The following is a 20,706-nucleotide window of genomic DNA, read 5'->3' as shown; positions in this document are numbered from 1 at the left end:
GCGTCCGAAGCCGAAATGCCTCTTCCAATCCGCTTCAAATCAGCGGCGGCCATGGCGTCGTTCGACAAAAGCCCTATATTAAGGGAAGAACGGTTTTGTGCGGGAATGAACGGATGCCACGGCTTCTCCTACTGCAGTTTTTTGGGTCGGCAATGCTGACTGCGGCGCTGCTGTGGGGCGTAAATCCTGCTGCATCGGCACAGGTCGTCAGCCCCGCCGATCGCAACGTGTTGATCCAGCAAGACCAGTTGCAGATGTTGGAGAACAGGCTGCGGCGGCAGCAATACCAGCAGCAGCAACAGCAGTACCGTGCCCAGGATCGCCAAATCCCAATACCGCAACGGCAGGAGGTGCCGCAGATGAGGCCAACTTGCCAGTTGCTGCCGTCGGGGAGCGGCTTTGTCAGCACCTGCCGCTGACGACCGGCCCCTTTCATTTATTTAGCCGACTTATATACTGGGGAAACCGCTCCGCTTGCGCCCCATTGAGGGCGGCCGACTTTGCAACGCTGCCCTTGCCGTCTGGGCACCGCTTCGACTGGATTATCGAATGGCAGCCAGCAAGAAGAAGGTCGTACGCAAGGCAAGGAAGGGCGACGGGGTTCGCCAGGTCGCGGCGATTCCCTTTCGGCTGAACGAGCATGGCGATGTCGAGGTGATGCTGGTCACATCGCGAACGACGAGGCGCTTCATCGTACCGAAGGGCTGGCCGATGAAGGGCAAGAGCGGCCGCAAGGCAGCCACCATCGAAGCACAGGAAGAAGCCGGTGTTCTCGGCAAGACACTGAAACAGCCGGCCGGTACCTATCACTACTGGAAGCGGCTGGCGAACCGGTTCGTTCGCGTCGACGTCGTCGTCTATTTGCTGGAAGTAACCGAGGAACTTGCCAATTGGCAAGAAGCCGAGAGACGGCAGCGGGCATGGCTGACGCCGACCGACGCGGCGTTGCTGATCGACGAGCCGGATCTTTCGACGCTAGTGAGGAACATCAGGATTGCCGAACTGGAGCACAATCCCAAAAAGCAGAATCCGGCGTTCGGAAAAGATCACACTCGATAAAAGATGGGGGCCTGCCCCGACTGTGTGTGTCGGGATGGAATTGGTTCCAGCGCCCGCCGCCGTCTCTTGAACCGATGCCTCACTGACTGCCATCGTCTTCCTCGGGCAGAGGCCGCGCCGGCGTGCCGGTATAGGCCCACAGCCATTCGCGCGGCAGTGGCCCTTTGTTGCGGTCGCTTTCCTGCGACTGTTCCCACGCATGTGCGAGGATGCCGACCGAGCGCGACAGCACGAAAAGGCCGCGCGTCAGCGGCGGCGGGAAGCCGAGCTCGCCGTAGATGATGGCCGTCGCACCGTCTATATTGAGCGGGATTTTTTTGCCCTTGCGCCGCGCAACTTCCGCCTCGACCATCTCGGCGATGTCGGCGAAGCGCCCGCTGACGACGCCGCGCGCGGCAAAGTCGCGGGTCAGTTCGATGAGGCGCGGCGCCCGCGGGTCGACCGGGTGGAAGCGGTGGCCCAGCCCCGGCACATAGCCGTCTTCCCCAGCAAGGACACGATCAACCCGCGCCGACACCGCGTCCGCGAGCGGCACGCCGGCGTCCAGTTCGGCGGCGATGTCTCCGTAAAAGGAGAGCGCCTGTTCGCCGGCGCCTCCATGCACGTCGCCAAGCACGTTGACGGCCGACGCCATGGCGCTGTTGATGCCGACACCGCACGTGATCGCCATGCGGGCGATGGCGATGGACGGCGCCTGCGGCCCGTGGTCGACGGCGGCACCCAGCGCGATGCCAAGCAGCGCCGCCTGCTCCTCGCTTGGCAGTTCGCCGCGCAGCATCAGCCAGATCATTGCCGGAAAGCTGACGCGGCCGATCAGATTCTGGATTTCATAGCCGCGCAGCCGGATGACGCCGGGCCGCATCTCGATGATGCCGGTCTGCCACCATTCCTCGCCGCGCGCGCGGCCAGTCTTGTTTTCCGTGTCGCTCATGTCTTCTTTCCGTGCCGCTCATGCCTTCGCTCTTTTCTTGGCGCGTGGCGGCAGGTTGGCAAAAACCTCGTCCATATGCTCGCCCAGCCCCGGCGGCGGCCTGCTCGGCAAAGGTGCCTCGCCATCGACCATGAAGCCGCCGCGCACCACGGTCAGCGGCCTGTCCATGCCGGACACAGCCGGGAAGCGCGCCGTCATGCCGCGCTCGATCACCTGTCGCTCTTGCAGGACCTGCGGGATTGTCAGTACCCGGCCTGCCGGCACGCCGGCGCGATTGAACGTCTCCTCCCAGGCGGCGGCCGAGCCGCTCGCCAAGGCATCCTCGATCAGCGCTTTCAATGCAATGCGGTTCTGCTTGCGCGTTTCGCGCTCGGCAAAGCGGACATCCGACGCCAGCTCCGGTCGACCGATCAACCGGCACAGTGTGACGAACTGCTCTTGCTTGTTGGCGGCGATGTTGAGCAAGCCGTCGCCGGTGCGAAACGCGCCAGACGGTGCGGCCGTCATGTTTTCATTGCCCATCGGCTGCGGCTCGACGTCCGCCGTCAGATAGTTCGACACCGGCCAGCCGAGCGCAGAAAGCGTGCATTCGAGCATCGAGACGTCGAGGAACGCGCCCTCGCCTGTCGTCTTCTGCTTGACCAATGCGGCGGTAATGGCGAATGCCCCGACCAGCCCGCCAAGCGTATCGGCGACGGGATAGCCGACACGCAGCGGCGCCGTTTCCGGTGTACCGGTGATGCTCATAATGCCGGAAAGACCCTGGATGATCTGGTCGTAGGCTGGATTGTCGCGCATCGGCCCGGTCTGGCCGAAGCCCGATATCGCACAATAGACAAGGCTTGGCCGGACCTCTTTCAGCCTGGCATGGCCAAGCCCCAGCCGGTCCATTACGCCGGGGCGGAAATTCTCGACCAGCGCGTCGGCCGAAGCGACCAGATCGAGAAAGCGTTCGCGGTCGGCCTCCTGCTTGAGATCGAGCGCCACCGAGCGTTTGCCGGCATTCTGCGCCAGGAACGAAGCGCCCATGCCCGCCCGGTTGAGCTCCGGAGAGGCGCCGAGCTGGCGCGCCAGATCACCGCCTTGCGGCGTCTCGACCTTGATGACGTCGGCCCCGAGCAACGCCAGCTGGTAGGCGCAATAGGGGCCGGCCAGCACATTGGTCAGGTCAAGGATGCGGATGCCGGAAAGCAGGTCTGTCATGACGTCACGAACAGCTCAGGCATCGCCCGGCACGTGCTCCGGTCCGCGCATGCGCCTGTGCTCGATGTAGGCCCAGATATGCGGTCCGACCAACCCGATGAAGGCCAGCGTCAGCAGCGTCAGCGACAGCGGATGCTTGTAGAACACCGTCCAATCGCCGTTCGAGATGGTCATCGCGCGGCGGAACTGCGTTTCGGCAAGCGGCCCGAGAATCATGCCGATGATGACCGGCGCGGTCGGGAAATCGAAACGCCGCATCAGGAAGCCGGCTGCACCGAGCAGATAGAGGATGACGAGGTCGATCGGCGATTGCGAGATGCCGTAGGTGCCGACCGTGGCGAACACCAGGATGCCGGCATAGAGGTGCGGCGCCGGGATCTTCAGCAATCGCACCCAAAGCCCGATCAGCGGCAGGTTGAGGACGACGAGGATGACGTTGGCGATGAACAGGCTGGCGATCAGCCCCCACACCAGGTCGGCCTGCGTCGTCAGCAGCAGCGGCCCCGGATTGATACCGTAGCTCTGGAATGCCGACAGCATGATCGCGGCCGTCGCCGAGGTCGGCAGGCCGAGCGTCAGCATCGGCACCAGCACGCCGGCCGCGGATGCATTATTGGCCGCTTCCGGCCCGGCAACGCCCTCGATGGCGCCGACCGTGCCGAACTCCTCCTTGTGTCTGGAGAGTTTCTTCTCGATGGCATAGGAGAGGAAGGTCGGGATTTCGGCGCCGCCGGCCGGCATGGCGCCGATCGGGAAGCCGATCAGGGAGCCGCGCAGCCATGGCCTCCAGGAGCGCGACCATTCAGCCGCGGTCATATAGAGCGACCCTTTCAACGGCACGATGTCGTCCTTGCCGGCATAGCGGCGCGAGGCCATGTAAAGCGTCTCGCCAACGGCGAACAGGCCAACCGCGACGACGATGACGTCGACGCCGTCCAACAATTCGCTCATGCCGAAGGTGAAGCGCGGCTGCCCCGTCTGCAGATCGACGCCTATCATGCCGACGACGAAGCCGACGAACAGGCTGGTCAGGCCGCGCACCGACGACGAGCCGAGCACCGCCGAAACCGTGATGAAGGCCAGCACCATCAGCGAGAAATATTCGGCCGGACCGAAAGCCAGCGCGAATTTGACGACGATCGGCGCCAGGAAGGCAACGCCGATAGTGCCCAGCGTGCCAGCGACGAAGGAGCCGATCGCCGAGGTTGCCAAGGCCGCACCGCCGCGGCCGGAGCGGGCCATCCGGTTGCCTTCCAGCGCGGTGACGATAGTGGCGCTTTCGCCAGGCGTGTTGAGCAGGATCGATGTCGTCGAGCCGCCATACATGGCGCCGTAATAGATGCCGGCAAACAGGATGAACGACGCCTCCGGCGCCACCTGATAGGTTATCGGCAACAGCAGCGCGATGGTCAGTGCCGGCCCGAGGCCGGGCAGCACGCCGATCGCAGTCCCCAGCGTGGTGCCGACCAGGCACCATATGAGATTGATCGGCGAGAAGGCGACCGAAAATCCGTGCGCGAGATGGCCGAGCGTTTCCATGGCGTCAGCCCCTCAGCATGGCAACGACCGAATCGACGATCGCGTTCAGCTGGTTTTCGATGAAGCCGGCGCCGATATTGACGCCGAGTGCCCTGGCAAAGCCGAAATAGGCGGCCAGCGCCAGGATCAGACCGAGCAGCACGTCACGCAGCGGACGCCGGCTGCCGAAACCGTGGCAGATGAGAACGAACATGATGACAGATGCGGCGGTAAAGCCGAGCGGCTGGATCAGCACGAGGTTGGCGATCAGTCCGAGGGCGACGATGCCCATCGCCTTCCAGTCGGTCGGCGTCTCCTTTTCGTCCTCCGGCTGCCATCCGCCCCGCAAGGCGGCAATGATGAGCAGCAGCGACAGGATCACCATCCCGGTCATGGTGATGTAGGGAAAGACGGTCGGACCGACCTTGGAATAGAGCGGCGACACCGGGATTGCCAGCGTCTGCCAGGCAACCGCACCCGCACAGGCGAGGAGCCCAACGCCGATCAGCAGTTCGGGCACTGCAAGGCGCGGCGGCGCCTGCTGGTCGCTGGTGCTCATGATCGTCCTCCCAATGTCGGTCCCTTGGGGCCGGTTCTCCTTGGACCGGTCTCACTCGGCCGATCTCGGCGTAGTTTCACCTCCGGCGCCGCGTATGTCCATGCGGCTGGCGAAAGTCGGCAAGGGCCGGCGCAGGCCGCCCCTTGCCGAGAGCATCACGCCAGGCCGAGGTCCTTGAGGATCGTCCCGATGCGGGCCGTGTCTTCGGCGACGAATTTCGCATAGTCGTCACCGGTGAGCAGGATCTGCGTCCAGTTGCGGTTCTTGCATTCGGTCGCCCAGGCGTCGCTCTTGGCCATGGTCTCGATCAGCTTGATCATTGCTGCCTTGTCGGCGTCCGAGACGCCGGGCGGTGCGAAGACGCCGCGCCAGTTGAACAGCTCGACATCGATGCCGGCTTCCTTCATCGTCGGCGCATCGATCCCCTCCTGGCGTTTGTCCGCGGAGATGGCCAGTAGCCGCAGCGCACCCGCCTTGACCTGTTCGGCGAACTCGCCATAGCCGGAGATGCCGGCCGCGACCTGGTTGCCGAGCAGCGCCGACAGCGCCTCGCCGCCGCCGGCAAACGGCACATAGGAGAGATTGGTGGCCGGAACACCGACGGTCTTGGCGATGAGGCCGAACAAGATGTGGTCCGAGCCGCCGGCCGAACCGCCAGCGACCGGAACCTGCGTCGGGTCAGCCTTGAGAGCAGCGACAAAGTCCGCGGCCGTCTTGAACGGCGAGGCGGCCGGCACGACAAGCGCCTCGAACTCGCCGGTGAGGCGGGCGATCGGCGTGACTTCGGTAAGGTTGTTAGCCGCCTTGTTGGCGATAATGGCGCCGACCATGACCATGCCGGCCACCATCAGCGCATTGCCCTTGCCGTTCCACTGGTTGACGAATTGCGGCAGGCCGACTGTACCGCCGGCGCCGCCGACATTGGTGATCTGCGAGCCGGAAATCAGCTTTTCGCTGCGCAGCACCTGGTCCATGGCACGCGCCGTCTGGTCCCAGCCGCCGCCCGGCGCCGCCGGCACGAAAATCTGCAGCTGGGGCGCGTCCTGCGCGAAGGCGGGGACAAAATGCGATACCGCGAGTCCGGCAGCACCTGCTGCCGCGGTGCTCATCAAGAATCGGCGTCTGTTCAGCATGGGATTCCTCCAAATCGCGACACCTCCTCCGGTGCCTGCCAGAAACGTGGCCTGACTTCAGACCCGCTCGATAAAATTCATGCAGAGTTTGCGTCCTCCTGTCAAAGACAGAACACGCTGCATGCGGCACAATTGGCCTGTGCGATTTTCAGGCTGGCGAACTCGACGCCCGACGACAACGTGGCAGGCAGAGGCCTGACAGCATCCGTCAGGGTTGCCGCTCGAGCAGAATGGTCGGCTTGTCTTGATAGACGGTTCGCAGCACTTCGCCATAACCGCATTTTGCCGCGACGTTCAGCGAGCCGGTGTTTTCCGGATCGATGATGCAGACGGTTTTCGCGGCGCCGAACGTCTCGTCGCCCCAGGCAAGCACCCGTGCGACGACTTCGCTGGCCAACCCCTGGCCATGCACGCCCGAAACCAGAGCCCATCCGGCCTCAGGAATGCCCTCGATGGACGGCGTCATGTCGCGTTTCAGGTCGTGAAAGCCGGCCTCGCCGATGAAGCGGCCGGTCGCCCTTTCCTCGATCGCCCAGAAGCCGTAGCCCAGAAGCGACCACAGGCCGGCATGGCGCAGGACGCGCATCCAGCTTTCCTCCCGCGTGCGCGGCTTGCCGCCGATAAAGCGGGTGATGACAGGATCGGCCCACATAGCGACATAGGCGTCGAAATCGTCCAGCCGATGCGGCCGCAGGACCGTGCGCGAGGTCTCAATCACTGGAGCGACAATTGTCTGCGGACTGGCCATGGTCATGTCTCGGTTGTGTTGCCGGTGCCCAATGCAGGTCTTGCAAAAGTTGGGACAGCGACATGCACGAGACGGGAAATCCAAATCCGTTGCGCAAAACAAGAGACAAGGCTGTGTAGATCATCTTCCAGCTGATGTGAATCCTGCCAAGCGGTGTTAGTTTTTCACCAGTATCTGGTTCAGGCGCGTTCGGTTTCGGCGCTGCCGTCCGACACAGGGAAAACAGCATGGACACCACCGACCTTGTGCTTGCCATCTTCCATCATCTGCTGGTGTTTTCGCTAGCAGGCATCATCGGCGCCGAATTCGTCCTAATCCGCAGCGACTTGTCCGCCGCGACGCTGAAGCGGCTTGTCGGCATCGACCGCCACTACGGCATCATTGCGATGCTGATCATCATCGTCGGCATCGGCCGCGTCATCTATGGTCTCAAGGGCTGGGAATTCTACGTCTACAATTGGATGTTCTGGGCAAAGATGGCCGCTTTCGCCATTGTCGGCCTGTTGTCGACTGTCCCGACCATCCGTTTCCTGTCCTGGAATAGGCAGGTAGTCGCCAATCCGGCCTTCCAGGTGCCTGGGGCGGAGCTAGCGTCCGTTCGCACCTATGTCCGCACCGAGGCCTTGATCTTCCTATTGATCCCGATGTTCGCGGCGGCGATGGCGCGCGGCTACGGCTACTAGAATAGGTTGGAGGAAGGGCATCGCATGGCCCAACCTTCCCACTCATTTGCGCGGACAAACGTGCAGTTTGCCGTTTGAGCCCGATTGTCATTTGTCGGGTTGCGCTAGTTATTGCTCCATCTACAGTCGGTTCTAGAGGAATCCGCGCAGCGGTTGGTAATCATATTCTGGGAGGAAACACGATGCGAAAATTCATCGCCGCGCTGGCTGTCGCTGCGGCCGCCATGCTTTATCCGTCGGCCGCTGGCGCGCAGACCTACCCCGAACGCACCATCACCATTGTCGTGCCGTTTTCGGCCGGCGGTCCGACCGACACCGTCACGCGTCTTGTCGCGGAAGCCATGTCGAAGGACCTCGGCCAGCAGGTTATCGTCGAGAATGTCGGCGGCGCCGGCGGCACACTGGGCGCCGGCCGCGTCGCGAATGCCGAGCCTGACGGCTACACGCTGCTCCTCCATCACATCGGCATGGCGACCAGTGCGACGCTATATAGGAATCTCGCCTACGACACGCTGAACGCGTTCGAATATGTCGGCCTCGTCACCGAGGTGCCGATGACCATTGTCGCCCGCAAGGACCTCGAGCCGACCGATCTGAAGGGACTGGTCGACTACGCCAAGGCCAACAAGGACACCGTCACCGTCGCCAATGCCGGGATCGGCGCGGCCTCGCATCTGTGCGGCATGCTGTTCATGAGCGCCATCGGCACGCCGCTGGTCACCGTGCCCTACAAGGGCACCGGCCCGGCCATGACCGATCTTCTCGGCGGCCAGGTCGATATCATGTGCGACCAGACGACCAATACCACCAAGCAGATCCAGGGCGGCACGATCAAGGCCTATGCCGTAACCTCGCCACAACGCCTAGACGTGCTGCCGGACGTGCCGACGACGATAGAAGCCGGCCTTCCCCAGGTGCAGGTCGGCATCTGGCACGGCATCTATGCACCCAAGGGCACCCCGGCCGAGATCACCGGACGCCTGTCGAAATCTCTGCAGGTGGCGCTGACGGACGAGAACGTCGTCGCCCGATTTGCCGAACTGGGCACCAAGCCGTCGCCCGGGGCCGATGCCACGCCGGGCGCGCTCAAGGCCAAGCTGGAAAGTGAGATCATGCGCTGGAAGCCGATCATCGAAGCGGCCGGCCAGTACGCCGACTAAAGATTTTAACGGGGCGCCGCCAGCGCCCCGTTTTTTACATCGGCATCGGCACGCCCGTGAGGCATGCCGGGAGGACGCCATGAAACCTTTCGCAATCGACAGAACCAACGGCATATGCGCCGCGCTGTTGATCTTTATTGGCGCCTTTTTCGCGCTGCAGTCGCTGGGCCTCGAAATCGGCACCGCCTTTCGCATGGGGCCGGGCTATTTCCCGCTGGTGCTGGCGATCGTGCTGATCCTGCTTGGCGCCGCCATCCTCGTCCAAGCAGTGCGTTTCGAGAGCGAGCCGATCGGTTACATTGCGTGGCGCGGCATGCTTTTCATCCTGCCTGCTCCGATCTTCTTCGGCCTGACGGTGCGCGGCCTCGGTTTCATCCCGTCGATCTTCCTGACGGCGCTGATCGCATCGTTCGGTAGCGGCCGTATGAAGCCGCTGACCGCACTCGTCCTGTCAGCCGGCCTGACGCTGTTCGCATTCGTCGTCTTCAGCTACGCACTCGGCCTGCCGTTCCGGCGTTTCGGCCCATGGCTGCCACTATCGTTGTGAGGAGATGAAATGGAACTCCTCAACAACCTCGCACTCGGCTTTTCGACAGCCACATCTTTGGCAAACCTCGGTTTCTGCCTGATCGGCGTCCTTCTCGGCACGCTGATTGGCGTCCTGCCCGGCATCGGCGCCACCGCTACCATCGCCATGCTGTTGCCGATCACCTTCCAGATCGGCGACCCGGTTTCCTCTCTCATCATGCTCGCCGGCATCTATTACGGCGCGCAGTATGGCGGCTCGACGACCGCCATTCTCATCAACATGCCCGGCGAATCCTCGTCGGCAGTCACCGCAATCGACGGCTACCAGATGGCCAGGAACGGCCGCGCCGGAGCAGCTCTGGCGACCGCGGCGATAGGCTCGTTCTTTGCCGGCACGGTGTCGACCTTCCTCGTCGCCATCTTTGCCCCACCGCTGACGGCGATAGCACTGAGATTCGGCGCGGCCGAATATTTTTCGCTGATGATCGTCGGCCTGGTCTCGTCCGTCGCGCTCGCCCACGGCTCGATCGTCAAGGCGCTGGCCATGGTCGTGCTCGGCCTGCTGCTGGGACTTGTCGGCACGGATATTTACACCGGTACGCCCCGCTTCACGCTCGGCATCCGCGAATATGCCGACGGGCTGAATTTCGTCGCAGTGGCGGTCGGCGTCTTCGGCGTCGCCGAGATACTGCGCAACCTCGAAAACGAGCATGAGCGTTCCGTGCTGATTCGAAAGATCTCCGGCCTTATGCCGACCCGCGACGATTTTCGGCGCATGGCGGCTCCAATCGTGCGCGGAACGATCATCGGTTCGGCGCTCGGCATCCTGCCGGGAGGCGGCGCGATCCTTGCCGCCTTTGCCTCATACACCGTCGAAAAACGTGTCTCGAACAATCCGGGCGAATTCGGCAAGGGCGCCATCGAAGGGGTCGCCGGGCCGGAATCGGCCAACAATGCCGGCGCGCAGACCTCCTTCATCCCGATGCTGACGCTCGGCATTCCGGCCAACCCGGTAATGGCGCTGATGATCGGCGCGATGATCATCCAGGGCATCGTGCCCGGCCCCAATGTCGCCATCGAACAGCCTGCGCTGTTTTGGGGTATCATCACCTCGATGTGGATCGGCAATCTGATGTTGATTGTCTTGAACCTGCCGCTGATCGGGCTTTGGGTGAAACTTCTTACGATCCCCTACTATGTGCTCTTCCCGATCATCATGGCGTTCTGCTCGATCGGCGTTTACAGCGTCAACACCAACGTCTACGACCTCTATGCCGTCGCCTTCTTCGGCTTGCTTGGCTACCTCCTGACCAAGCTGCGCTGCGAACCTGCGCCGCTGCTGCTCGGCTTCGTGCTCGGCCCGCTGCTCGAGGAAAACCTGCGCCGCGCCATGATTCTCTCGCGCGGCGATCCGAGCACCTTCGTGACGCGGCCGATCAGCGCCAGCCTGCTCCTCATCGCGCTTGCGGTGCTCGTCATCGTGTTTCTCCCCGCGGTCAGGAAGAAGCGCGAGGAGGTGTTCGTCGAAGAGAGTTCCTGAACGTGGACGGCGCCACATAGGAGGAACTTCAGAGTCACTTGGCGGGCACTGATTCAGCAGCCGCTTCTACTGACCCGAGCGGCGCGATCTCGACCAGCGGTGCAGGCACGCTGGTCGTCTTTTCCTTGGCCTTGCAGATATCGGCGATGACGCAGGCTGGGCAATCCGGCTTGCGCGCCTTGCAGACATAGCGGCCGTGCAGGATCAGCCAATGATGGGCATGCCGCATATATTCGTCCGGAATGATCTTCAGGAACCCGTGCTCCACCTGTTCCGGCGTCTTGCCCGGCGCCAGCCCGAGCCTGTTTCCGATGCGGAAGATGTGCGTGTCGACCGCCATCGTATGCTGCCCGAAGGCTACGTTCAGCACGACATTGGCGGTCTTGCGGCCGACACCCGGCAGCTCGACCAGTTGATCGCGATCCTCAGGCACCTCGCCGCCATGGTCACGGATCAGCGCCTCGGACAGCGCGATGACGTTCTTGGCCTTGTTGCGCCACAGCCCGATGGTGCGGATATGGTCGCCGAGCCTGGTCTCGCCCAGCGCCAGCATTTTCTGCGGCGTGTCGGCGATTTTGAACAGCGCCCGCGTCGCCTTGTTGACGCCGGCATCCGTCGCTTGCGCCGAAAGCACCACCGCCACCAACAGCGTGAAGGCGTTGATATGTTCGAGCTCGCCTTTCGGCTCCGGCCGCTGAACGGAAAAGCGCCGGAAAATCTCATGCACCTCGGCGAGGCTGTAAAGCGCCCGGGATCTTGCCGGCCGCGGACGCGGCTTGACGTTCGAGCCGTCGCGGCGGCCGGGCAACAGGTCTTTTTTTAGCGCCGAAGAGTTTTTGGGCTTGGGGCTTGTCATTGCCTTCCTATAATATTCTGCAATGAGCGACACAAACGCCTCATTTCAGGCCGACGAGCCATTCTTCCAGGCGCTGCTGACACCGCACCGGTCGCTGGGTAAAACCGGCTTTGCCATCCTGATGGGCGCCCTGCTGTTCGGGTGGCTGGTGACCGGAGCGTTTTTTCTGTCGCGCGGCGCCTGGCCGGTGTTCGGCTTCTTCGGCCTCGACGTTATTGCCGTCTATATCGCCTTCCGCGCCAATTATCGTGCCGCCCGGGCTCGCGAGGAGGTGTCGGTGTCGCGCACCAGCCTCGACATCCGCAAGACTGCCCCGTCAGGCAAATCGGAAGCACATCGCTTCAATCCATTCTGGGCACGCTTTTCGATCGCCCGCCACGCCGAGATCGGCATCACCAGAATGGCGGTCGAGGCGCAAGGAAAAACCGTCTCGATCGGCGGCTTTCTCAACCCCGACGACCGCGAGAGTTTTGCCGCCGCATTTTCGCGCGCTCTGGCGACCGCCAAGGCGCGCTGACGATCAGAACCGAAATCTCAATAGCCTGCCGACCCTCCGAAGAGCCGGAATGTGGCTCCAGAGGCGAAAGACCAGTCCGGCGAACCAGCTCACACGGGCGGCATGTTCGGGTTTGTAAGCCATGGTTTCCTCGACCAACCGCAGGCCGGGCACTGACCGTTCCAAGTCGCGCGGATCGTTGATGGCCCAGTGGAGTTCGGCGCCAGTGGCGCGGCACGACGGGTTGAGGCGCACGAGCTTTAGACCCAGGTCGCTGTAGGCATCGCAGACAAGTTCGCCGCTGGCCAGATGCGACACAAGCCGCGAAACCAGCCTTGGGCCCTCGTCAGCGGCAAGGTAGGGTGTCAGGCCCTCCGCCACGACCATCGCCGGGCGATCGCCGGGCACTTCGTCCAGCCAGCCAGGCTCGGTGACGGATGATCCGATCAGGTGATAATGCTCGCGCATCGGATAGAGCTTGCGCCTGAGCTCGATGACTTCGGCATAATCGACGTCGAACCAGTCCACGCCGGGCGGCGGATCGATGCGGAATATTCGCGTGTCCAGCCCGCAGCCGAGATGCAGGACAATGGCGTTCGGGTTGTTCGCCAGAAAAACCGAAACCCAGTCGTCCAGCGTCTTGGCCCGGATCGCCAGACCGACGCCGAGATTGTTGTCGACCTTGAGCCGCGAGAAGTCGTAGTCGATGCGGCGAACCGCCTCGTCCGCGAAGCGGTCTTTCAGCAGCGAGTTGGGAAGCCGGCTTTCCAGCGCCTTGCCATAAACGGTGATCAGCAGCGTTTCTTTTTCCTTGGTCAGCTGCACCTTCTCGCCGGCCATGATTGTCCTCCCATTCAAAGCCAGCTCTATCTGGGTACATGCCGCGGGAAAGCAAGTTTCGGGTGGTGATCGGCGCCGCGAAAGACGATATTCGCACTCAAGGAGATACTGCCATGAACGCCCAAATGCCTCTCAAAACGACAGCAATCCTTCAGAAAGACATCACGCCTGAAGGCGGCGACTACGAAATCGTCCGTCGTGCCATCGAAAAGATCAGCCTCGACTATCGCGACCAGCCTTCGTTGGAAGTGCTGGCCGAGGAGGTCGGCGATACGCCGACCGGGCTGCAGAAGCTGTTCACCCGCTGGGCCGGCCTGTCGCCCAAGGCTTTTCTGCAGGCCGTCACCCTCGATCATGCGCGCAAACTGCTCGATGCCGGCATGCCGCTGCTTGAAACCTCGTTCGAACTCGGCATGTCCGGCCCAGGCCGGCTGCACGATCTGTTCGTCACCCACGAAGCGATGTCGCCGGGCGACTACAAGACCCGCGGCGCCGGGCTCACCATCCGCTACGGCTATCATATCTCGCCTTTCGGCATCGCGCTGATCATGGTGACGGACCGCGGCCTTGCCGGCCTCGCCTTCAACGACCCCGGCGGCGAGCGTGCGGCCTTTGCCGACATGTCCAGCCGCTGGCCGAATGCGACCTATGTCGAGGACATGGCGGCGACGGCGCCCTATGCCGCGCGCATCTTCGATCCGTCGCTGTGGCGCGCCGACCAGCCGCTGCGCGTCGTCATGATCGGCACTGACTTCCAGGTCCGTGTCTGGGAGGCCTTGCTGCGTATTCCGATGGGCCAGGCCTGCACCTATTCCTCGATCGCCGCGCGCATCGGCGCACCGAGCGCCAGCCGGGCTGTCGGTGCCGCGGTCGGTGCCAATCCGATGTCCTTCGTCGTGCCGTGCCACCGGGCTCTCGGCAAGTCCGGCGCGCTCACCGGCTACCATTGGGGCCTGACGCGCAAACGCGCCATCCTCGGCTGGGAGGCGGGACAGGTCTCTTCTTGAATAGCCAACGAATGGAACGACAGGAGCGATGCAAGGACCGCTAGGGTGACAAGCAGCGATCTTACGGAGTAGCTTCCCGCGCAATTAGAGTGATATGCGCTAGCGGGAGGCACTTCTTGATCGTCGTCATCGGCTCCATCAATCTCGACCTCATCGCCAGTGTCGACCGCTTGCCCGGTCCCGGCGAGACCGTGCGCGGCTCCGGTTTCGCCACTGCCCCCGGCGGCAAAGGCGCCAACCAGGCGCTGGCCGCCGCCCGCGCCGGCGCCAAGGTGCGCATGGTCGGCGCAGTCGGCAAGGACAGCTTCGCCAGCGACGCTCTGGCGCTGCTGCGCGACGGCAAGATCGACCTGTCCGGCGTCGGCGAGAGCTTTGCCTCGACCGGTACTGCGCTGATCATGGTCGGCGCCGACGGCGAGAACGTGATCGCCGTTGTGGCGGGCGCCAATGATTCGGTCGTGCCGGGTGACCTTTCCAAAGCTTTCCTGAAAAACGGCGACGTCGTGCTGCTGCAACTGGAGATCCCGCTGCAGACCGTCGAGGCAGCACTCGACGCGGCAAGGACGGCCGGCGCGATCACCGTGCTCAACACCGCACCTTTCCATAGTGACGCGGCCGGCTTCCTCGGCAAGGCCGACTATCTCGTCGCCAACGAAACCGAGTTCGACCTCTATGGCGAGGCGCTGTCATTGAGCGGCCGCGACCGCCCGGCACGGATGCGCGACTATGCCGCGAGAACCGGCCGCACCATCGTCGTCACGCTTGGCCCGGACGGCGTTCTGGCGGCAATGCCGGACGATCTTCTGATGGTTCCGGCGCTGCAGATCACCCCGCTCGACACGGTCGGCGCCGGGGACACGTTCTGCGGCTATTTTGCTGCCGGGCTGGCAGCCGGCCTGCCGCTCGACCAGGCGCTTGCCCGCGCTGCCGCAGCCGGTTCGCTGGCCTGCCTGAAAGCCGGTGCACAGCCGGCCATCCCGCTGGCCAGGGACGTCGATGCCGCCTTGCAGAAATCTGCAGGCTAAAGCGGGATGACAGCCGTGCGCCCGACCACGAAGCATGCGGTGCCGCCCCCCGGCGACATCTGCCGCCTGTCTGCCGTGGAGCTTGCCGAGAAGATCAGGCGCCGGCAACTTTCGGTGTGCGAAGTGATCGCGGTATTCCTCGACAGGATCGAGGCGGTGAACCCGCTGGTCAACGCTATCGTTTCATTGCGTGAGCGTGCCGACATCCTGCACGAGGCCGACAGCGCTGACACCCATCTGGCGCGAGGAGGAGATACCGGATCGCTGTTCGGCCTGCCGATCGCGATTAAGGACCTTGCGCTGACAAAAGGCCTGAGAACCACCTTCGGCTCGCCGATCTTCGCCGATTTCGTGCCTGAGGAAGACGACTTCTTCGTCGAGCGCGTCCGCAAAGCCGGCGCCATCATCATCGGCAAGACCAACGTTCCCGAATTCGGACTTGGCTCCAACACCTACAACACCGTGTTCGGACAGACGCTCAACGCGTTCGACCCGGCGCTGACCGCCGGCGGCTCGAGCGGCGGCGCGGCCGTCGCGCTGGCGCTCGACATGGTTCCCGTTGCCGATGGCAGCGATTTTGGCGGTTCGCTGCGTAATCCCGCTGCCTACAACAATGTCTATGGCTTCCGCCCATCGCAGGGATTGGTGCCGGCTGGCCCTGACCTTGATGTGTTTCAGGCGCAGATGGGCGTCGAAGGGCCGATGGGACGCAACGTGCGCGACATGGCGTTGCTGCTCGACGTTCAGGCCGGCTATCATCCTCGCGCGCCGCTGTCGCATGATAGGCCAGGCTCGTTCCTCGAAGGGCTGGAAGCACCGGCGGCCGGCGGGCGCATCGCCTGGCTCGGCGATCTTGACGGCCACCTGCCGGTTGAAGCAGGCATTCTACAGCTTTGCGAGGCCGCACTCGGTCGATTCGCGGATGTATCCTTCGAGGCCGAGCCGCTGATGCCGGAATTCGACTTCGAAGCGCTGTGGCAGGCCTTTGTAACGCTTCGCCAGGCGAGCAGCGGTTGTGCGCTCAAGGCGCATTACGACGATCCCTTGAAACGCAGTCTGCTGAAGCCGGAGGCCGTGTGGGAGGTGGAACATGCACTGCGCCTCACCGCGCCACAGATCCACGCCGCAACGGTGAGGCGCTCGTCCTGGCATCGAATGCTGCTATCGCTCTTCGAGCGTTTCGACCTGATTGCGCTGCCAGCCGCACAGGTCTTTCCCTTCGATGTCGTCACCCACTGGCCAAGGGAAGTGGCGGGGCGTGCCATGGACAGCTATCATCGCTGGATGCAGGTCTCAGCGCTCGCCACGCTGGGCGGCTGCCCGGCGGTCAACGTGCCGGTGGGCTTCGACGCCAGGGGCAGGCCAATGGGCATGCAATTGATCGGGCGGCCGCGCGGTGACCTCTCGGTGCTGATGGCGGCTGCCGCCTATGAGGCAACACTGCCGTGGCAGGCCGGCGCCTGCTGACATCAGCTCCGCATTGTCGGCGCCTCGCCGACTTGCACGCAACTCATCGCCATGCATTGATCGCAACAGCGCGCCGCACGAGCGGCATTCTGCGGAGGGAAAAAATGTCGCTGGAACTCTACGCCACCTATGTCGTCGCCTGCATCGTCATCATCCTGGTGCCGGGGCCGACGGTGACGCTGATCATCGCCAACAGCATCCGCCACGGCTCGCGCGCCGGGCTCGCCGATGTCGCCGGCACCCAGGCCGGACTGGCCATCATGATCGCCATCGTCGGCATCGGGCTGACATCGCTGATCGCCGGCATGGGCCACTGGTTCGAATGGGTCCGGCTGATTGGCGCTGCCTACCTGATCTGGATGGGCGTGCAGATGTTTCGCTCGAAAGGCAAGCTGAACGCCGACGGATCGGCAAAAAGACCGCGCGGCGGCTTCTTTTTGCAGGGGCTGCTGGTGGCGATCAGCAATCCGAAGACGCTGGTGTTCTTCGGCGCCTTCTTTCCGCAGTTCATCGCGCCTGAAGGCAATTACGCATTACAGATCGGCGTCATGGGTCTCACCGCCATGATCTTCGCCGCCGTCTCGGATTCGACCTACGCGCTGGCCGCCGGCCGCGCCGGACGCCTGCTGTCGGCCGGCCGCGTCAGGCTGCTGTCGCGAATCAGCGGCAGCTTCCTGGTCGGCGGCGGCCTTTGGCTGGCGTTTTCCAAGGCGAAGTAACGGCCGCGAGTCCGGCGACGCCAACAGCAACATCCTGGAATAGGAAGGCCGATTGAAAGTCGGCCTTCAGGCCACCACATGAATCAACAGTGGGGATTCATGTCTATGCCGTGGACTAATGCGGATTTGAAAAGGAACGCGTTTGGCGTGATTCTGTTCATCGCTTTGTTCGCGGCGATGGTTCCGTCGGTTCTGAACAAATGGGCGAATGACGCAAGTCCGATCCGGTCGGTCGACCCGGTCGATGCAACGATCAAAAGTGGACAGGGTAAAGGGCAGAATATCCAATATCTGCTGGTCCTTGAGAACGGTTCGACGGTCCTGGTTTACGACGACCTCCCGCATCTGATCGACTCGCGCGTCGGCATCGAGCGGGTAACGCGCGACAATGGCTTCGTCTTTTACCGGTTTGCAAATTGAACCATGACAAGAGCGCGGCTGGCCTTCACCTTGCTGATACTGCGGGAAAACCTCCGGGGCATCATCACCACCAGCCTTGTGGTGGGCGTCTGCATTTTGGCAATCGGCGCACTGATTGCAAGGCGGAGCAGCCCCATCATCGATGTGGAGCGCGTGCCAGGCACTGTGGTTAACGTCCTCAACGCTTCCCCAAATCCCGAAGGTGCGGTCGGTGACGGATTCCGCTATCTCTACGGAATCCGCCTCGAAGAAAATAATCTCTTGGTGTTCGTATATGGCGACCCGAGCGCGCCGCGCGCCATCGGCTCGCAAGTTTTGATTGAGCGACAGCGTCGCGTGAACGAAACCGAAACGTATCGTCTGCTTCGGGAATGAAAGACGGCCCTAAAGCCGCCCCAGCCTTTCCAGCAACAGCTCGAAAAACGCATCATGGTCGATGTCACGCATCACCATCGCGTTCTTCGGCCGCTTGGTCACTCCCCACCAGTCGATAACCGTCATGCCCATGGTGAGCTCCGAGGCGGTTTCCACGCTGACATTGCAGTTGCGGCCCTTGAACAGCTTCGGCTTCAACAGATAGGCGATGACGCAAGGATCGTGCAGCGGGCCGCCATCGGTGCCGTATTTTTCCTCGTCGAAACGTTCGAAGAATTCCAGCATGTCCGCGGTGGCCGTGCCGACCCTGGTGCCGAGCTTGCGGAAGGCCTTCGTGCGCTTGGCGGTGGTCAGCGCCTTGTGGGTGACGTCGAGCGGCATCATCACGATCGGAATGCCCGATTTGAACACGACATCGGCGGCATGCGGGTCGACATAGATGTTGAATTCGGCGGTCGGCGTGACATTGCCGCCCTCGAAGAAGCCGCCGCCCATCAGCACGATCTCCTTGATGCGCGGCGCGATTTTCGGCTCGCGGATCAGCGCCAGCGCAACGTTGGTGAGCGGCCCGAGCGCGCAAAGCGTGATCGTGCCGCTCTCCTCCCTCATCAGCGTCTCGACGATGAAATCGACCGCATACTCGTCCTGCAGCTTCATCTTTGGTTCGGGCAGTTGTGGTCCGTTGAGGCCGGTCTTGCCATGCACTTCCTCGGCGGTGACCAGTTCGCGCGCCAGCGGCCGGATGGCGCCTGCATAGACCTTGACGTCCGGCCGGCCGGCCAGCTCGCAGATCTTGCGGGCGTTTTTTTCGGTAAGTTTCAACGGCACGTTGCCGGCCACCGCGGTGATGCCGACGATCTCCAGCTCGGCGCTGCCCAGCGCCAGCAATATGGCGACGGCATCGTCCTGGCCGGGGTCAGTGTCGATGATGATCCTGCGGGATTGGGGCATTTCAATTCCTTGTTTTGGCAAGTCTTTTTGGGCGGGACGTGTGACGGCTTGAAGTCTGCCGGGCGGCGGACCATATCAAGACCATCGGGAAAAATGCCATCCGGGTTTTTCCACTTTATGTCGCTCTTGAGAGGACACTGTAACATGAGCCGAATGACGCCTTTTTCCAGCCCGCTTCTCCTCGGTTTCGATTCCATGGAAAAGACGCTGGAGCGGTTGGCAAAGTCCGGTGACAGCTATCCTCCCTACAACATCGAGCGCCTCAGCGGTGCCGACGGCAAAACCGAAAGGCTGCGTATCACGCTCGCTGTCGCCGGTTTCGCGGAAAGCGATCTCGATGTCACAACGGAGGAGAACCAGTTGGTCGTGCGCGGCCGTCAGAACGACGACACCGAGCGCGAATTCCTCCACCGCGGCATCGCCGCGCGCCAGTTCCAGCGCTGCTTCGTGCTGGCCGACGGCATGCGGGTGATTGCGGCGGAATTGAAGAACGGCCTTCTGTCGATCGATCTCGATCGGCCGGAATCCGAACGGCTGGTACGAAAAATAAACATATCGGTGAAAGACTGATTTTTGCCGATAGCTCTCATGCGGGATGGCCTTGAGCGGCGTCTCGCGGCAAGGAGGCTTGAAATGACCAGAACTAACGAAAATATCATTATGACCAGCGGCGAATTCGCCCATCTCGGCGAAGGTTCGGTCGCCTATCTCAGGAAAGTGTCGAGCGACGATCTGCGCGGCCGTTTCCCGGGTCTCGGCGAAATCGCCCCCGGGCTGGAACTGTGGGCCCTGTTTGCCGCCAATGGCCAGCCGATCCTGCTTTCGGACGCTCGCGACCGGGCACTGGCTGGCGCGCTGGAAAACGATCTGACCCCGGTCGCTATCCACTAACGTCGCTATCCACTGACAAATACGGCGCAGCGATCTGGTTGGCAACGGACAGGGCCGCTCACGGCGGCCCTTCAATGGATTTAATCAAAACCTCAGGCGGCGTGCGAGGCCTGCGTGTCCGACAGCAGCGCATGGATGGCCACGGCGTCGCGCGTGCCCCTGATCTTGGCAACCGTGTCGGCATCGCGCAGCACCCGCGCGATGCGCGACAGCGCCTTGAGGTGGTCGGCGCCGGCACCTTCGGGAGCCAAAAGCAGAAACACCAGGTCGACCGGCTGATCATCGAGGGCCTCGAAGTCCACCGGTGTCTCCAGCCGGGCAAAAACGCCGGCGATCCGCTTCACCCCGGCCAGCTTGCCGTGCGGAATGGCGATGCCGTTGCCGACGCCGGTCGAGCCGAGCCGCTCGCGTTGCAGGATGGTGTCGAACACCTCTCGCTCCGGAATGCCGGAAATCGCCGCCGCCCTTTCGGACAGCAGTTGCAGCAGCTGCTTTTTGGAGTTCGCCTTCAACGTCGGCATGATTGCCGGAACGCTGACGAGATCGCTCAGATCCATGCTTGAAATCCCTTGTTCGCCTGCCGTCGCCAGTCCCCAC

Annotated in this window: 25 protein-coding genes; 15 read left to right on the top strand and 10 right to left on the bottom strand. The window is 63.0% G+C overall.

The features are described from left to right. Positions 1–113 precede the first annotated feature (113 nt). Positions 114–419 carry a hypothetical protein gene (locus tag NKH13_RS03440; protein ID WP_352910654.1) on the top strand — a complete coding sequence of 102 codons (306 nt, stop codon included), beginning with the start codon at positions 114–116 and terminating at the stop codon, positions 417–419. 130 nt (positions 420–549) lie between these two features. Further along, positions 550–1,059, top strand: coding sequence for an NUDIX hydrolase (locus NKH13_RS03435; protein WP_352713768.1), 510 nt, complete (start codon positions 550–552; stop codon positions 1,057–1,059). Between the two features lie 79 nt (positions 1,060–1,138). Here the strand turns inward: NKH13_RS03435 and NKH13_RS03430 are convergent, their stop codons facing one another. The 6 genes from NKH13_RS03430 to NKH13_RS03405 form a co-directional block, all read right to left on the bottom strand. Next, positions 1,139–1,990 (bottom strand): citryl-CoA lyase, encoded by an 852-nt coding sequence (locus NKH13_RS03430; RefSeq protein ID WP_352713771.1) that lies wholly within the window; start codon positions 1,988–1,990, stop codon positions 1,139–1,141. 18 nt (positions 1,991–2,008) lie between these two features. Continuing rightward, entirely contained in the window at positions 2,009–3,193 is a 1,185-nt protein-coding gene (locus tag NKH13_RS03425) for a CaiB/BaiF CoA transferase family protein (RefSeq protein WP_352910650.1), read from the bottom strand. Between the two features lie 15 nt (positions 3,194–3,208). Beyond that, entirely contained in the window at positions 3,209–4,732 is a 1,524-nt protein-coding gene (locus tag NKH13_RS03420; RefSeq protein ID WP_352713776.1) for a tripartite tricarboxylate transporter permease, read from the bottom strand. 4 nt (positions 4,733–4,736) lie between these two features. Continuing rightward, complete coding sequence (locus NKH13_RS03415) at positions 4,737–5,270, bottom strand: tripartite tricarboxylate transporter TctB family protein (protein ID WP_352713778.1); 534 nt, start codon at positions 5,268–5,270, stop codon at positions 4,737–4,739. A 155-nt stretch (positions 5,271–5,425) separates the two neighbouring features. After that, positions 5,426–6,403 (bottom strand): Bug family tripartite tricarboxylate transporter substrate binding protein, encoded by a 978-nt coding sequence (locus tag NKH13_RS03410; protein ID WP_352910646.1) that lies wholly within the window; start codon positions 6,401–6,403, stop codon positions 5,426–5,428. 208 nt (positions 6,404–6,611) lie between these two features. Further along, positions 6,612–7,151 carry a GNAT family N-acetyltransferase gene (locus NKH13_RS03405; protein ID WP_352713784.1) on the bottom strand — a complete coding sequence of 180 codons (540 nt, stop codon included), beginning with the start codon at positions 7,149–7,151 and terminating at the stop codon, positions 6,612–6,614. Positions 7,152–7,378: 227 nt separating this feature from the next. Between NKH13_RS03405 and NKH13_RS03400 the strand changes: the two genes are divergently transcribed. From NKH13_RS03400 to NKH13_RS03385, 4 genes are all read left to right on the top strand, one after another. After that, positions 7,379–7,834 (top strand): DUF2214 family protein, encoded by a 456-nt coding sequence (locus NKH13_RS03400; RefSeq protein WP_352910643.1) that lies wholly within the window; start codon positions 7,379–7,381, stop codon positions 7,832–7,834. A 182-nt stretch (positions 7,835–8,016) separates the two neighbouring features. Next, positions 8,017–8,994, top strand: a complete 978-nt coding sequence (locus tag NKH13_RS03395) for a tripartite tricarboxylate transporter substrate-binding protein (protein WP_352910641.1) — start codon at positions 8,017–8,019, stop codon at positions 8,992–8,994. A gap of 79 nt (positions 8,995–9,073) precedes the next feature. After that, positions 9,074–9,541: a tripartite tricarboxylate transporter TctB family protein gene (locus NKH13_RS03390; RefSeq protein WP_292663247.1), complete on the top strand. Its 468-nt coding sequence runs from the start codon at positions 9,074–9,076 to the stop codon at positions 9,539–9,541. A gap of 9 nt (positions 9,542–9,550) precedes the next feature. Further along, positions 9,551–11,062 (top strand): tripartite tricarboxylate transporter permease, encoded by a 1,512-nt coding sequence (locus NKH13_RS03385; protein WP_352713792.1) that lies wholly within the window; start codon positions 9,551–9,553, stop codon positions 11,060–11,062. A gap of 34 nt (positions 11,063–11,096) precedes the next feature. On the opposite strand, the gene nth is transcribed toward NKH13_RS03385, so the two are convergent. Next, positions 11,097–11,918 carry an endonuclease III gene (gene nth / locus NKH13_RS03380; protein WP_352713794.1) on the bottom strand — a complete coding sequence of 274 codons (822 nt, stop codon included), beginning with the start codon at positions 11,916–11,918 and terminating at the stop codon, positions 11,097–11,099. Between the two features lie 22 nt (positions 11,919–11,940). Here nth and NKH13_RS03375 point away from each other — a divergent pair, with 22 nt between their 5' ends. Further along, positions 11,941–12,435 (top strand): DUF2244 domain-containing protein, encoded by a 495-nt coding sequence (locus tag NKH13_RS03375; protein ID WP_352713797.1) that lies wholly within the window; start codon positions 11,941–11,943, stop codon positions 12,433–12,435. 3 nt (positions 12,436–12,438) lie between these two features. Here NKH13_RS03375 and NKH13_RS03370 read toward each other — a convergent pair whose 3' ends face one another. Continuing rightward, complete coding sequence (locus tag NKH13_RS03370; protein ID WP_352713800.1) at positions 12,439–13,254, bottom strand: class I SAM-dependent methyltransferase; 816 nt, start codon at positions 13,252–13,254, stop codon at positions 12,439–12,441. A gap of 113 nt (positions 13,255–13,367) precedes the next feature. On the opposite strand from NKH13_RS03370, the gene NKH13_RS03365 reads away from it, so the two are divergent. The 6 genes from NKH13_RS03365 (at position 13,368) to NKH13_RS03340 (ending at position 18,267) form a co-directional block, all read left to right on the top strand. Beyond that, positions 13,368–14,261, top strand: a complete 894-nt coding sequence (locus NKH13_RS03365) for a methylated-DNA--[protein]-cysteine S-methyltransferase (RefSeq protein ID WP_352713802.1) — start codon at positions 13,368–13,370, stop codon at positions 14,259–14,261. 116 nt (positions 14,262–14,377) lie between these two features. After that, positions 14,378–15,286, top strand: a complete 909-nt coding sequence (locus NKH13_RS03360) for a ribokinase (protein ID WP_352910634.1) — start codon at positions 14,378–14,380, stop codon at positions 15,284–15,286. 6 nt (positions 15,287–15,292) lie between these two features. After that, a complete protein-coding gene (locus NKH13_RS03355) occupies positions 15,293–16,753 on the top strand; it encodes an amidase (protein WP_352713806.1) in 1,461 nt (486 codons plus the stop codon). A gap of 104 nt (positions 16,754–16,857) precedes the next feature. Next, positions 16,858–17,472, top strand: a complete 615-nt coding sequence (locus tag NKH13_RS03350) for a LysE family translocator (protein WP_352910631.1) — start codon at positions 16,858–16,860, stop codon at positions 17,470–17,472. Positions 17,473–17,550: 78 nt separating this feature from the next. After that, a complete protein-coding gene (locus NKH13_RS03345; RefSeq protein ID WP_352910628.1) occupies positions 17,551–17,892 on the top strand; it encodes a hypothetical protein in 342 nt (113 codons plus the stop codon). Positions 17,893–17,895: 3 nt separating this feature from the next. Then, on the top strand, positions 17,896–18,267 hold the full coding sequence (locus NKH13_RS03340) for a hypothetical protein (protein ID WP_352713812.1): 372 nt from the start codon (positions 17,896–17,898) through the stop codon (positions 18,265–18,267). A gap of 9 nt (positions 18,268–18,276) precedes the next feature. Here NKH13_RS03340 and NKH13_RS03335 read toward each other — a convergent pair whose 3' ends face one another. Beyond that, positions 18,277–19,218, bottom strand: a complete 942-nt coding sequence (locus tag NKH13_RS03335) for a nucleoside hydrolase (RefSeq protein ID WP_352713814.1) — start codon at positions 19,216–19,218, stop codon at positions 18,277–18,279. A gap of 144 nt (positions 19,219–19,362) precedes the next feature. Between NKH13_RS03335 and NKH13_RS03330 the strand changes: the two genes are divergently transcribed. Continuing rightward, entirely contained in the window at positions 19,363–19,788 is a 426-nt protein-coding gene (locus NKH13_RS03330; protein ID WP_023675270.1) for an Hsp20 family protein, read from the top strand. 63 nt (positions 19,789–19,851) lie between these two features. Continuing rightward, entirely contained in the window at positions 19,852–20,109 is a 258-nt protein-coding gene (locus tag NKH13_RS03325; RefSeq protein ID WP_023675269.1) for a BQ00720 family protein, read from the top strand. 92 nt (positions 20,110–20,201) lie between these two features. Here the strand turns inward: NKH13_RS03325 and ptsN are convergent, their stop codons facing one another. Further along, complete coding sequence (gene ptsN / locus NKH13_RS03320) at positions 20,202–20,666, bottom strand: PTS IIA-like nitrogen regulatory protein PtsN (RefSeq protein WP_292663270.1); 465 nt, start codon at positions 20,664–20,666, stop codon at positions 20,202–20,204. Between the last annotated feature and the right edge of the window lie 40 nt (positions 20,667–20,706).

Source organism: Mesorhizobium sp. M1348 (assembly GCF_040317925.1).
In the GTDB taxonomy this organism is placed as follows: domain Bacteria; phylum Pseudomonadota; class Alphaproteobacteria; order Rhizobiales; family Rhizobiaceae; genus Mesorhizobium.
The sequence above is the reverse complement of the archived record's forward strand: the minus strand, read 5'-3'. Positions and strand labels throughout refer to the sequence as shown.

Coding starts and splice junctions, on each gene's coding strand:
- NKH13_RS03440 (WP_352910654.1), top strand. CDS start 114: ATGCCACGGCTTCTCCTACTGCAGTTTTTTGGGTCGGCAATGCTGACT.
- NKH13_RS03435 (WP_352713768.1), top strand. CDS start 550: ATGGCAGCCAGCAAGAAGAAGGTCGTACGCAAGGCAAGGAAGGGCGAC.
- NKH13_RS03430 (WP_352713771.1), bottom strand. CDS start 1,990: ATGAGCGACACGGAAAACAAGACTGGCCGCGCGCGCGGCGAGGAATGG.
- NKH13_RS03425 (WP_352910650.1), bottom strand. CDS start 3,193: ATGACAGACCTGCTTTCCGGCATCCGCATCCTTGACCTGACCAATGTG.
- NKH13_RS03420 (WP_352713776.1), bottom strand. CDS start 4,732: ATGGAAACGCTCGGCCATCTCGCGCACGGATTTTCGGTCGCCTTCTCG.
- NKH13_RS03415 (WP_352713778.1), bottom strand. CDS start 5,270: ATGAGCACCAGCGACCAGCAGGCGCCGCCGCGCCTTGCAGTGCCCGAA.
- NKH13_RS03410 (WP_352910646.1), bottom strand. CDS start 6,403: ATGCTGAACAGACGCCGATTCTTGATGAGCACCGCGGCAGCAGGTGCT.
- NKH13_RS03405 (WP_352713784.1), bottom strand. CDS start 7,151: ATGGCCAGTCCGCAGACAATTGTCGCTCCAGTGATTGAGACCTCGCGC.
- NKH13_RS03400 (WP_352910643.1), top strand. CDS start 7,379: ATGGACACCACCGACCTTGTGCTTGCCATCTTCCATCATCTGCTGGTG.
- NKH13_RS03395 (WP_352910641.1), top strand. CDS start 8,017: ATGCGAAAATTCATCGCCGCGCTGGCTGTCGCTGCGGCCGCCATGCTT.
- NKH13_RS03390 (WP_292663247.1), top strand. CDS start 9,074: ATGAAACCTTTCGCAATCGACAGAACCAACGGCATATGCGCCGCGCTG.
- NKH13_RS03385 (WP_352713792.1), top strand. CDS start 9,551: ATGGAACTCCTCAACAACCTCGCACTCGGCTTTTCGACAGCCACATCT.
- nth (WP_352713794.1), bottom strand. CDS start 11,918: ATGACAAGCCCCAAGCCCAAAAACTCTTCGGCGCTAAAAAAAGACCTG.
- NKH13_RS03375 (WP_352713797.1), top strand. CDS start 11,941: ATGAGCGACACAAACGCCTCATTTCAGGCCGACGAGCCATTCTTCCAG.
- NKH13_RS03370 (WP_352713800.1), bottom strand. CDS start 13,254: ATGGCCGGCGAGAAGGTGCAGCTGACCAAGGAAAAAGAAACGCTGCTG.
- NKH13_RS03365 (WP_352713802.1), top strand. CDS start 13,368: ATGAACGCCCAAATGCCTCTCAAAACGACAGCAATCCTTCAGAAAGAC.
- NKH13_RS03355 (WP_352713806.1), top strand. CDS start 15,293: ATGACAGCCGTGCGCCCGACCACGAAGCATGCGGTGCCGCCCCCCGGC.
- NKH13_RS03350 (WP_352910631.1), top strand. CDS start 16,858: ATGTCGCTGGAACTCTACGCCACCTATGTCGTCGCCTGCATCGTCATC.
- NKH13_RS03345 (WP_352910628.1), top strand. CDS start 17,551: ATGAATCAACAGTGGGGATTCATGTCTATGCCGTGGACTAATGCGGAT.
- NKH13_RS03340 (WP_352713812.1), top strand. CDS start 17,896: ATGACAAGAGCGCGGCTGGCCTTCACCTTGCTGATACTGCGGGAAAAC.
- NKH13_RS03335 (WP_352713814.1), bottom strand. CDS start 19,218: ATGCCCCAATCCCGCAGGATCATCATCGACACTGACCCCGGCCAGGAC.
- NKH13_RS03330 (WP_023675270.1), top strand. CDS start 19,363: ATGAGCCGAATGACGCCTTTTTCCAGCCCGCTTCTCCTCGGTTTCGAT.
- NKH13_RS03325 (WP_023675269.1), top strand. CDS start 19,852: ATGACCAGAACTAACGAAAATATCATTATGACCAGCGGCGAATTCGCC.
- ptsN (WP_292663270.1), bottom strand. CDS start 20,666: ATGGATCTGAGCGATCTCGTCAGCGTTCCGGCAATCATGCCGACGTTG.